This window comes from Blautia sp. AF14-40 (assembly GCF_003479665.1).
Classification (GTDB): Bacteria; Bacillota; Clostridia; order Lachnospirales; family Lachnospiraceae; genus Fusicatenibacter; species Fusicatenibacter saccharivorans.
The window spans coordinates 130,797-143,206 of the sequence record NZ_QUHK01000001.1; the positions used below are offsets into that span (position 1 = coordinate 130,797).

A 12,410-nucleotide genomic window follows, 5' to 3' on the forward strand; every position below is an offset into this window, starting at 1 on the left:
GGCTCTGAACCGGCTCTGAACCGTTTCAATAAGTAAAACTAAGGAGATCAAACGATCATGGCAAGAAAGAAAATTATCGCCGGAAACTGGAAAATGAACATGACTCCGAGCGAGGCAGTAGAGTTAGTTAATACATTAAAACCACTGGTGGCAAATGACGACGTTGACGTTGTTTTCTGCGTACCGGCCATCGATATCATCCCGGTTGTAGAGGCTGCAAAAGGCTCCAACATCCAGATTGGTGCTGAAAATATGTATTTCGAGGAGAAAGGTGCTTTCACAGGCGAAATCTCCCCGGCTATGCTGACAGACGCTGGTGTGAAATACGTTGTACTTGGCCACTCTGAGAGAAGAGAATACTTCGCAGAGACCAGCGAGACCGTAAACAAAAAAATGCTGAAAGCTTTCGAGCACGGCATCACCCCGATCATGTGCTGCGGAGAAACTCTGGAGCAGAGAGAGCAGGGTGTAACGATGGATTTCATCCGTCAGCAGGTAAAGGTTGGATTCCTGAATGTAACAGCAGATCAGGCAAAAACAGCCGTTATCGCTTACGAGCCAATCTGGGCAATCGGAACCGGCAAAACTGCTACAACAGAGCAGGCTGAGGAAGTTTGCAAAGGCATCCGCGAGTGCATCGCTGAAATCTATGATGATGCAACAGCAGCAGCTATCCGTATCCAGTACGGCGGCTCTGTAAACGCAAAAACCGCACCGGAACTGTTCGCACAGGAGAACATCGACGGCGGTCTGGTAGGCGGAGCATCCCTGAAACCAGATTTCGGAGCTATCGTAAACTACAATAAATAATTAGATTTTGTACGAAATCAATCAATAAAACAGGCTAAAACGCCACCAAACACGGTGAAATTTGGCAGAAATGTCAAAGGGAAAGTGTTTGGTGGCGTTTGCTGTTTTACGACGTGATGGCAATACCGCTCTTTAGGATCTGGCGTAATAAACTTCTGCAATGCTTTTTCGCACTTGCGGACATCTTCCACATGTGATATGATGGGAACGACAAAAAGTGTCGGAAAAACCGCATGATAGAGGGAAAAAACGCGGCAAATCAGACGACGCGAAAGAAAGCATAAAGGAGAATATGATTATGGCAAGAGAAATCATTAATACAGAAAAAGCACCGGCAGCAATCGGACCTTATGTACAGGCGGTCGCAGACAACGGCCTTTTATTTATTTCCGGACAGCTTGGCTTTGATGTAGAGCATGACAGCGTGATCCCGGAAACCGTAGAAGAGCAGGCAACCCTCTCTTTAAAGAATCTGGACGCAATCATGACAGCAGCAGGAACTGACCGCACGAAAGTGATGAAAACAACCATTTTCCTGACCGATATGAACGATTTTGCCAAGGTAAATGAAGTATACGGTGCTTTCTTTGGCGAGTCCAAACCGGCTCGTTCCTGTGTAGCAGTTGCCGCTCTTCCGAAAGCAGCAAAAGTGGAAATTGAATGCATCGTATCCCTGAAATAAGAGAGAGAGATGAGTATGGCAGAGGAAAGAGTAATTAAAATCGGAATGCTGGGTCTTGGTACTGTCGGTACCGGTGTGTATAAAGTGCTGAAAAGCCAGCAGGAGGAAATGCTTCCGAAGCTGGGAGCACGTGTAGAGCTGAAAAAAATTCTTGTGCGCAATGTGGAAAAAGCAGCTGCAAAGGTTGACGATCCCTCCATCATTACCACCAGCTTCGAGGAGATTGCCAATGACCCGGAAATCGAGATTGTTGTTGAGGTTATGGGTGGAAAACAGCCGGCCATGAATTACATTCTTGCCTGCCTGGATGCTGGAAAGAATGTTGTAACGGCAAATAAAGATCTGGTGGCATCCGAGGGCAAAAAAATCCTTGCGACAGCAAAGAGAAACGGAAAAGATTTTCTCTATGAGGCATCCGTGGCGGGAGGAATTCCGATCATCCGTCCGGTGAAACAGTGCCTTGCCGCCAATCATATCACAGAGCTGATGGGTATTTTCAACGGTACCACAAATTTCATTCTCACAAAAATGTCGCAGGAAGGCATGGAGTTTGGTGATGCGCTCCGTCTGGCGCAGGACATGGGCTATGCAGAAGCAGACCCGACCGCAGATGTGGAAGGTCTTGATGCCGGCCGCAAGGTAGCAATCCTAGCTTCGGCAGCGTTCAACTCCAGAGTGACATTTGAAGATGTTTACACCGAAGGCATTACCAAAATCACGGCGACTGATATCGAGTATGCAAAAGAGATGGGATGCACGATCAAGCTGCTTGGCGTGGCAAAAGATACCCCGGAAGGAATCGAAGCCCGCGTTCATCCGATGCTGATCGACAGCAATCATCCGCTCGCGACTGTCAATGATTCCTACAATGCCGTATTCCTGACAGGCGATGCCGTACAGGATACGATGTTTTACGGACGAGGTGCCGGAGAGCTTCCGACTGCGAGTGCCGTTGTGGGCGATATTTTCGATGTTGTGCGCAATATTTTATGGAACTGCTGCGGCAGAATCGGCTGCACATGCTACCGGGAATGCCCGATCAAGCGTGTCGGCGAAATTAAGTCGAAATATTTTGTACGCATGCAGATTGAAAATCGGTATGGAACGCTGGCATCGGTAGCTTCTGTCTTTGGAAACAACAAGGTTTCGATTGCACAGATGCTTCAGAAACGTGTCAATGGAAAATACGCCGAGATCGTCGTCATTACGGACGAGGTCAAAGAGCGCCATTTTGAGGATGCCATGCAGATTTTAGGCGGAATGTCGATGATCCAGGAGATTTCTTCGACAATCCGGGTATACTAACAAAATGTAACAATTCAGAGCCATGCGAAATGGAAGAAAAATCGCGAATCCTGCTTGCATGAAGGAGCGCTTTTTCTGGAGTTTCATATGGCGAAAAGCAACATCGAGATGCAGCGTAAGCGGAATCGAGACGGGGCTCTGGATTGTTACCCAAAATTTAAGTAAAGAAGGGAATTCACAATGAGTAAAAAACCAACCGTATTAATGATTCTTGACGGATATGGACTGAATGACAAATGCGAGCATAACGCTGTCTGCGAAGCGAAAACTCCGATTATGGACCAGCTGATGAGCCAGTGCCCGTACGTAAAAGGACAGGCCAGCGGACTTGCTGTAGGTCTTCCGGACGGACAGATGGGTAACTCTGAGGTAGGCCATCTGAACATGGGTGCAGGCCGTGTTGTATACCAGGAGCTGACCAGAATCACAAAAGCAATCCAGGACGGTGATTTCTTCGAGAATGAAGAGCTGGTAAAGGCTGTTGAAAATGCAAAAGCAAACAATTCCGCACTGCACCTGTTCGGACTTCTCTCTGACGGCGGTGTTCACAGCCACATCACCCACGTATTCGGACTTCTGGAGCTGGCAAAACGCAAAGGTCTCGAGAAAGTTTATGTACACTGCTTCCTGGATGGCCGTGACACTCCTCCGGCATCCGGAAAATCTTATGTAGAGCAGCTGCAGGCAAAAATGGATGAGATCGGTGTCGGCGAAATCGGCGTAATCTCCGGCCGTTACTATGCAATGGACCGTGATAACCGCTGGGATCGTGTCGAGCTGGCTTACAAAGCTCTGACAAAAGGGGAAGGCGTAGAAGGAACCGATGCAGCAGAGGCTGTTCAGGCTTCTTATGATGCTGAAAAAACCGATGAGTTCGTTCTGCCGACCGTTCTGAAAAAAGACGGAAAACCGGTTGCAACGATTCAGGATAAAGATTCTGTGATTTTCTTCAACTTCCGCCCGGACCGTGCAAGAGAGCTGACAAGAGCATTCTGCGCAGATGAGTTCACCGGATTCGAGAGAGAAAAACGTCTGGATCTGACCTACGTATGCTTCACGGAATACGATGAGACTATCCCGAACAAATCCGTTGCGTTCAAAAAAGAAGAGATCACCAACACCTTCGGTGAGTATCTGGCAGCACATAACATGACTCAGGCACGTATTGCTGAGACCGAGAAATATGCACATGTAACCTTCTTCTTCAATGGCGGCGTTGAGGAGCCAAATAAAGGTGAGGATAGAATCCTTGTAAAATCCCCGAAGGTTGCTACTTATGACCTGAAGCCGGAGATGAGTGCTTACGAAGTATGCGACAAGCTGACGGATGCTATTCGTTCCCAGAAATATGATGTTATCATCATCAACTTTGCAAATCCGGATATGGTTGGCCATACCGGTGTTGAGAGCGCAGCAATCCAGGCAGTTGAGGCTGTTGATGAGTGCGTAGGCAAGGCAGTGGAGGCATTAAAAGAGGTTGACGGCCAGATGTTCATCTGTGCGGACCACGGAAATGCAGAGCAGCTTGTAGATTACGAGACCGGCGAGCCATACACCGCTCATACCACCAATCCGGTTCCGTTCATTCTGGTTAATGCAGACCCATCCTACACGTTAAGAGAGGGCGGATGCCTGGCAGACATCGCACCGACCCTGATCGAGCTGATGGGAATGGAGCAGCCAAAAGAAATGACAGGAAAATCCCTGCTGATTAAGAAATAAAGAGAAATCGTGAAAATGTCCCTGCCGGATTCGTTTTGAAACGGGTGCGGCAGGGATATTTTATCATAATAATCTGAAAATAAAAATAATTACGCAATAAGAGACAGAATAAAAATGAAAAACAGATAAAAAATCAAAATAAAGTGTTGACAAACGGTGAGAAAACTGATATAGTAAAGTCAACAAAAGAAAACGGAAGAAAAAAACAGAAAGAGAGGACGGACCACCGAGAACATAACGAATTACCCCATAAACTAAGAAAGCGAAGGTATGGACCCAAGAAAACGTAACGAAGTACCACAAAGCGAAACAAAAGAACAAAAGAACAAAAAAAGAAAGGATTCAGTCCAATGCACAGTTCTAACTTATGAAAGCCATCCGAAAATGGAAAAATCGGATGGCTTTCATATTGCGTTTTTTTATGTTTGAAAAGAATAAGGACTGGAAAAAAGAGGTTTCGACAGAGAGAGTAACATATTTTTCCCATAGCACGGTCATACTGTGAACGCAGAGAAGAAACTTGGTTACTGTTCACTTTGCAGCAAAACAGGAGGGAAAACTATGTTTCGATATTTACCAATTCGAAGCGTGACAGGAAGAGAAATTCTGGATTCGCGCGGAAATCCGACCGTAGAGGTGGAAGTGGCCGTCGGGGAGGGGATTCTCGGGCTGGAAGGCCATATGGGGCGTGCCCAGGTGCCGTCCGGGGCATCGACAGGAAAATTTGAGGCACTGGAAAAAAGAGATCAGGAAGTGCGCTATCTGGGGCAGGGCGTGAGAAAGGCTGTAGAAGCGGTCAATACCGTGCTGGCCGATGCCGTTGTCGGCGAGAATGCGCTCGAGCAGGAGCGGATTGACCATATCCTGTGCCAGGCAGACGGAACCGAAACGAAAGAAAACCTCGGGGCAAACGCCATTCTCGGTGTCTCACTTGCTGTGGCGCGCGCGGCGGCAAATGCGCTTCATCTACCGCTGTACCAGTACCTGGGCGGCTGCCACACAAGCCGTATGCCCGTGCCGATGATGAATATTTTAAACGGCGGCCGTCATGCCGACAACACCGTCGATCTGCAGGAATTTATGATTATGCCGTGCGGCGCTCCCTCATTCCGGGAGGGTCTTTCCATGTGCGCGGAGATTTACCATACGCTGAAGCAGCTCCTGAAGGAGAAGGGATACTCGACTTCTGTCGGCGATGAGGGCGGCTTTGCGCCGGATTTAAAGGATTCCGATGAAGCACTGCATCTCATTGTCAATGCGGTCCAGAAAGCCGGCTATGCGCCCGGAAACGACGTGATGATCGCGATCGATGCGGCGGCAAGCGAGCTCTACGAGGAGAGCAGGAACGTCTACTACTTTCCCGGGGAATCCCGTCAGTGCGGAAAGACAGTATTTCGGGATACCGCAGAAATGGTTGCCTACTATGAGGAACTGATCGAAAAATACCCGATCGTATCCATCGAAGACGGGCTGTGCGAGGACGATTTCGAAGGCTGGAAACAGATGACGGAAGCGCTCGGGAACAGAGTACAGCTGGTCGGGGATGATCTGTTTGTGACGAATGTAAGAAGGCTTTCCTGCGGCATTGCACTTGGCACGGCAAATGCGGTTCTGATCAAGGTAAACCAGATCGGAACGCTCTCTGAGGCGCTGGATGCGGTGGAGATGGCGCAGAGAGCAGGGTACCGCGCCGTCATTTCCCACCGGTCCGGAGAGACAGAGGATGATTTTCTGGCAGACCTTGCCGTCGCGACAGGCGCCGGCCAGATCAAAACCGGAGCACCGTGCCGGTCGGAGCGGAATGCGAAATACAATGAGCTTCTCCGCATCGAGGAACGCCTCGGTGAGGAAGCGAAATACCGGAATCCGTTCCCGCAAAAGGGAACCTGCGTAAGAGAATGGTGAAAAACGGCGTAAAATAGGCAAATAACAGTTGAAATCGAACTCCTGCTATGGTAAAATAATATAAGTTGGCCGTAGGAGGTGTAATTGTGGAAATTTTAAGAACGATTTTGACAGTCATTTATGTCATTGATTGTATTGCTTTAACCGTTGTTGTATTGATGCAGGAAGGAAAACAGCAGGGTCTCGGTGCTATCGCAGGTATCTCAGACACTTACTGGGGAAGAAACAAAAGCCGTTCTGCAGAAGGAACTCTGATCCGTGCAACAAAAATCATGGCAGTTCTGTTTGTTGTACTGTCGGTTGTATTAAACATGAATTTTTAGCAAAGTAAAGACATCCTTATTCCCACGAGAAGGCGTAAGGGTGTCTTTTTCTACAAAGAGGAGATAATAGATGAAAGATAATAAGAAGAAAAAAGATCGGAGGAAATATCCGCAGGGCAGCGCGGTGTCCCATGCAGGACAGAACAGCGGGAACCATGGCGGTCATGCGGGCCATCCGCGTTCCAGAAGTTCGAAACTGCTGAAAAACCGCAAGACGCTGCTCATTGATCTCGTAAGTTCGAAAAACTATGAGCCGATGCGTCTGAAAGACATTGCCATGCTGCTGCAGGTGCCGAAAGCAAAACGGTCGGAGCTTGCGGAGGTTATGGAAATCCTGGTAAAAGAAGGAAAAATCGATGTGATCTCCGACGGCCGTTACCAGAAGAGCCGCGGTGCATCCACAACGACGGAAAAACGGGAAAAAAGAGACCGCCGCGCCGGAGAGCAGGGCAGAAGAGGACGCGATGACCGATTCCGCAGAAAGAATGGAAAGGACGGCGACACAGAGAAGAAGCCGCGTATCCAGACTGTCGATATCCAGGCAGTCGTGGACGCTTACCAGATCCCGGAGGAGTTCCCGGCACGCGTGATCACACAGGCAGAAAAATGCCCGGAGGAAGTAATTCCAAACGATTACAACGGCCGCCTCGATCTGAAAAGCTGGCAGATGGTGACAATCGACGGCGAGGATGCCAAAGACCTCGATGACGCCGTATCCGTCACAAAAGCGGGCGATACGTGGACGCTTGGCGTTCATATCGCTGATGTCAGCAACTATGTGCAGGAAAATTCCGCCCTCGACCGTGAGGCGTTAAAGCGCGGCACCAGTGTCTATCTGCCGGACCGCGTCATTCCGATGCTGCCGAAGCGTCTGTCAAACGGCATCTGTTCCTTGAATGAAGGGCAGGAGCGCCTGGCACTCTCCTGTATTATGACGATCAACGAGAAAGGCCGCATGATCGGCCATCAGATCGCTGAGACGGTGATCCGCGTGGACCGCCGCATGACCTACACCGCCGTCAATGCAATCCTGACCGAGCCGGAAGCACATCCGGAGCTGCTGGAGGAATATCATGAGCTGGTTCCGATGTTCCGCCAGATGCAGGAACTGTCTGCACTGATCCGGAGCTGTCGGAAAGAACGCGGAGCAATTGATTTTGAATTCCCGGAGAGCAAAGTAATTCTTGATGCAGAAGGGACGCCGGTGGAGATCCGCCCGTATCCGTCGAACGTGGCAACACGGATGATCGAGGACTTCATGCTGATGGCGAACGAGACCGTGGCAGAGGAATACTGCACACGCGAAATCCCGTTCTTATACCGGACGCATGACAAGCCGGACGGAGACCGCATGGAGGCAACGCTGACGCTGATCCGTGAACAGGGCATCAAAGTCGAAAAGCGTTCCCATGAGATTACGCCGGGTGAGGTGCAGAAGATTCTCACCAGCATCGAGGGAACCCCGGAAGAGCCGCTGATCAGCCGCCTGCTGCTCCGGTCGATGGCAAGAGCCATTTATACCCCTGAATGCAGCGGCCACTTCGGACTGGCAGCGTCATATTACTGCCATTTTACCTCACCAATCCGCCGTTACCCGGATCTGCAGATCCACCGCATTATCAAGGACGATCTGCGGGGACGTCTCGACAAGGGCGGCAGAATCGGCAAATATTCGTCCATTTTGCAGCATGTGGCGGAGCAGTCGAGTGCGATGGAGCAGCGTGCTGCAGAGGCAGAAAGAGAGGCTGTGAAGCTGAAGAAAGCCGAATATATGCTGGAGCATGTCGGCGAAGAGTACGACGGCGTCATTTCCGGTGTGACCGGCTGGGGCTTCTATGTGGAGCTGCCCAATACCGTAGAGGGACTCGTTCACATTATGACGCTCAAAGATGATTATTATAATTTTGATGAAGAAAATTACCGTCTGGTCGGAGAGCAGCACGGAAGAGTATTCCGCCTTGGTGAGCCGGTGCGTGTCCGTGTACGAAACGCCGAGCCTGCCAACCGGACAATCAATTTTACGTATGTAGAAAAAGAAACCGAGACAGAATAAATCCCTGGAGGAAAAAGCTATGGCAAAACAAAAAGGAAATCGAATGATTGCCAACAATAAAAAGGCATATCATGACTATTTTATCGAGGATAAATACGAGGCCGGCATCTCCCTTGCCGGTACCGAGGTAAAATCCCTCCGCATGGGAAAATGCAGCATCAAGGAATCCTTCATCCGCATTGAGCGTGATGAGGTATTCATATACGGCATGCACATCAGTCCGTACGAGAAGGGCAACATATTCAATAAAGACCCGCTGCGCATCCGGAAACTGCTGCTGCACGACTATGAGATCCGCAAACTTGAGGCGCAGATCAAGGAAAAAGGCTACACGCTCGTTCCGCTGCAGGTGTATTTTAAAGGCAGCCTCGTAAAAGTCGAGATCGGTCTGGCACGCGGTAAAAAACTGTATGATAAACGGCAGGATATCGCAAAGAAGGATCAGAGACGTGAGGCGGAGAGAGATTTCAAAGTTAAAAATCTGTATTAAAAATCCTTGACAAAAAGTATGGGGAAAGACTATAATACGATATACGGCAGTTGAAAGAGAGTTTTCACTGCACCGGGACGATCTGTTTGCGTCCCCGTATCAAAGAAAAGCGTCTGTAGAACCAGCACGGGCTTGTACTGGTTTCGACGGGGGTTTTGAAGTTTGGGAAGCCATTCGTGGACTCCGGGACCGCGTCATCAACCTGGAACCTAAATTTAAACGCAGACGATAATTACGTAGCGTACGCTGCCTAAGTGCGGCGTTGTCAGCTGAATAGTTTTCCGCGGCTATTCTCCTGGCATCAAACAGATGCGGAGCACTTCGTTTCCAAAGCTTTGCGGAGATGGAAGATTTTATGAAGCTACCGAAGCGGCAAGCCTGTCATCCGGCGTGCCGATGGGGGAACCTTTAATAGAATGACTGTAATGGGAGATGCCTGAATGAATAGGCTTTCGGACAGGGGTTCGATTCCCCTCAGGTCCATACCTGAAAAACCGCTAAAATCCAGTGTTTTAGCGGTTTTTTTGTACATTTTTGATGGAAAAAACAGGGCAAAAATGCCGCTTTAGACCGTTTCAGACCGTTTAAAACCGCATGAATTTTGGTCAAAAAAGAAAGGAAAAATTCGAAATTTTGTCAAACTTTATCTTTATTCGCACTGTTAAGAACGTAAAAGAGACCGTTTCAAAGTGCTGCAGGCACATGAAGTAGAGATACTTGATGTGCCTGCTTTTTTGTACAATAGGAAAGTTCGACTTCCGTCGAACTCTTGATAAAAAGAGCCCGCACAAAGGCGGGCATGGCAAACAGACGATAGATTAAAAGAAGTCAATGTAAAAGCCTTCTTCAAATTCATCCTTATCAAGATCGTCATCTTCGGTAAGAAAATAGTGCATATGCACTATTTAAAAACGGTGGCTCCGTATAACAAAGATTTCTGTTCACAATATAAAAAAATATCCAGCAGGTTAACTTTTGAAGCGGTAAAACAAATGCTTAAGGATGTTTTGAGTTGGTAAGGGACTAATAGATTCTGTACTTTTCGCCCTATGATTGAATCTGATCATGCGCGAGAAAAGGAAAATAATAGAATTGACAGACTTGAAAAAATGAATTACGATTTTTAAAAGTACTGCATTGCTTGAATGAGAATTATATGTTAAGGTAACAGATATAAAGAGAACTTTAAGCATTGATTTATTAAAATAAACACGGATAGCGAGGTGTATTTATGACCATAGAAGAAATTCTTGCAGGAGAATCCAAAAACGTAGAATTCAAAGAGAACCTGCCGGAAAAGAGCATCAAATATATGAAGTCTGTGGTTGCCTTTGCAAATGGAACCGGAGGAAAAATTATTTTTGGAATTGCGGATAAAACCCGAGAAGTGGTTGGCTTTGACAAGGAAGATGTATTCAAAAAGATGGATGCGATTGCCAATGCCGTCTCGGATAGCTGTGAACCGGCAATTATTCCAGATATTACGCTGCAGACAGTTGATGGCAAGACGGTTATTGTGGCAGAAATTTCTGAAGGCAGACAGCGGCCATATTACATTAAAGCGCTTGGACGAGAGAGAGGCGTATATGTCCGTGTTGCTGGAACAACCCGGCTTGCTGACGAGTATATGATCAAAGAGCTGATGCTTGAGGGAAGCAATCGTTATTTTGATCAGGCGTTATGTACTGGACTGAGTGTTACAGAAGAAGAAATTGATACGCTTTGTAAAGCGATGAAGGAGCAGGCAGTCAAAAATGCCCATAATGAGGAGCAGAAAGCATCGGTAAAAGACGTTGGAAAGCAGCAGCTTCGATCATGGGGTATTTTGATTGAACGTGATGGAAAAGACTACCCTTCTAACGCTTATGCTATCTTAACGGGCTGTGGAGGGCTTCATGTTGCCATTCAGTGCGGTGTGTTTAAGGGAACAACGAAAGCGGTTTTTGTTGATCGAAGGGAATATACGGGTCCTTTGTGGGAACAAATAGAGGAAGCATTTCAGTTTGTTCTGCGAAATATTCATCTGGGAGCTACGCTTGTCGGCATTTACCGTCAGGATATTTATGAAATCCCGCCGGATGCAATTCGTGAGTTGATTATCAACGCGGTGGTGCATCGCAGCTATCTGGATCATGGTACAATACAGGTTGCGGTGTATGACAACCGACTGGAAATCACATCGCCGGGGAAATTGCCGATGGGACAAACGTTGGAGCGTATGAAAGAAGGCTATTCCAAAATCAGGAATGAAGCCCTTGCACATGCCTTTTCGTATATGAATCTGATTGAACATTGGGGAAGCGGGATTCCGAGAATTATAGACAAGGTAAAATCTGCTGGACTACAGGAACCGGAGTTTATCGGTGGAGAAGTTGACTTGCGTATCAATATCTATCGAGGACAAAACGATACAAATAACGCCAGAATCAACGCCAAGAAAACAAAAAATGGCATTGATGGCGTTAAAATATCACGAACGAAGGAACAGGTTCAGATAGAAAAACTGTTACAGGCTATAGAAAAGAACCCATTTGCAACCCAGGCGTATTATGCGGAACAGATCGGTGTGTCCAAAAGAACTGTTTCACGAATATTTGTTTCTTTACAGCAAAATGGTGTGTTGGTACAAAATGGAACAAACAGAAAATCGAATTGGGTAATCACAAAGTAGGAGAAACAGAAGAATGCAAAAATTGGTCGATGCAGATGCCTGTCCGGTAATTGAGACGGTTGAGAAAATTGCAAAAGAGCATTGTGTTCCGGTAACACTGTTGTGCGATACCAATCATGATTTGATATTTGATATCGGATTATAGCGAAATAGTCGTGGTTGGTGATGGAGCAGATGCTGTGGATTATGAACTGATCCGTGTCTGTCATAAAGGCGATATTGTCGTATCGCAGGATTATGGTGTGACGGCGATAGCGTTGGGAAGAGGTTCTTATGCGATTCATCATTCTGGTAAATGGTACACGAATAAGAATATCGATTAGATGCTCATGGAGCGTTATTTAAACAACGAAGTGAAAAAATACCCGCATCATCGTGTCAGAAGGACAAAGAAGCGAAAAAAAGGCGGATACTGAGGGATTTGAACAGTCTTTTGAAAAAATGTTAGG

General features: G+C 47.5%; 9 protein-coding genes, 1 other RNA gene and 1 pseudogene. All 11 read left to right on the plus strand.

Annotated elements, in window-relative coordinates; genetic code table 11:
* Positions 1-57: 57 nt before the first annotated feature.
* Positions 58-810 (plus strand): triose-phosphate isomerase, encoded by a 753-nt coding sequence (gene tpiA / locus DWW13_RS00675; RefSeq protein WP_022463322.1) that lies wholly within the window; start codon positions 58-60, stop codon positions 808-810.
* Between the two features lie 298 nt (positions 811-1,108).
* A complete protein-coding gene (locus DWW13_RS00680; protein WP_022463321.1) occupies positions 1,109-1,492 on the plus strand; it encodes a RidA family protein in 384 nt (127 codons plus the stop codon).
* 15 nt (positions 1,493-1,507) lie between these two features.
* Positions 1,508-2,797, plus strand: coding sequence for a homoserine dehydrogenase (locus tag DWW13_RS00685; RefSeq protein ID WP_055267016.1), 1,290 nt, complete (start codon positions 1,508-1,510; stop codon positions 2,795-2,797).
* A gap of 180 nt (positions 2,798-2,977) precedes the next feature.
* Positions 2,978-4,519, plus strand: coding sequence for a 2,3-bisphosphoglycerate-independent phosphoglycerate mutase (gpmI, locus tag DWW13_RS00690; protein WP_117760394.1), 1,542 nt, complete (start codon positions 2,978-2,980; stop codon positions 4,517-4,519).
* A 561-nt stretch (positions 4,520-5,080) separates the two neighbouring features.
* Complete coding sequence (eno, locus tag DWW13_RS00695; protein ID WP_117760393.1) at positions 5,081-6,424, plus strand: phosphopyruvate hydratase; 1,344 nt, start codon at positions 5,081-5,083, stop codon at positions 6,422-6,424.
* 86 nt (positions 6,425-6,510) lie between these two features.
* Positions 6,511-6,747 carry a preprotein translocase subunit SecG gene (gene secG / locus DWW13_RS00700; RefSeq protein ID WP_117760392.1) on the plus strand — a complete coding sequence of 79 codons (237 nt, stop codon included), beginning with the start codon at positions 6,511-6,513 and terminating at the stop codon, positions 6,745-6,747.
* A 70-nt stretch (positions 6,748-6,817) separates the two neighbouring features.
* Positions 6,818-8,800, plus strand: a complete 1,983-nt coding sequence (gene rnr, locus DWW13_RS00705) for a ribonuclease R (protein ID WP_226906308.1) — start codon at positions 6,818-6,820, stop codon at positions 8,798-8,800.
* A 19-nt stretch (positions 8,801-8,819) separates the two neighbouring features.
* Positions 8,820-9,290 (plus strand): SsrA-binding protein SmpB, encoded by a 471-nt coding sequence (gene smpB, locus DWW13_RS00710; protein WP_022463315.1) that lies wholly within the window; start codon positions 8,820-8,822, stop codon positions 9,288-9,290.
* A gap of 128 nt (positions 9,291-9,418) precedes the next feature.
* Positions 9,419-9,776, plus strand: a transfer-messenger RNA (tmRNA) gene (gene ssrA, locus DWW13_RS00715).
* Positions 9,777-10,521: 745 nt separating this feature from the next.
* Positions 10,522-11,961: an ATP-binding protein gene (locus DWW13_RS00720; protein WP_117804025.1), complete on the plus strand. Its 1,440-nt coding sequence runs from the start codon at positions 10,522-10,524 to the stop codon at positions 11,959-11,961.
* Between the two features lie 13 nt (positions 11,962-11,974).
* Positions 11,975-12,281: pseudogene (locus DWW13_RS20095) on the plus strand (DUF188 domain-containing protein); the annotation flags it as partial.
* Positions 12,282-12,410 lie beyond the last annotated feature (129 nt).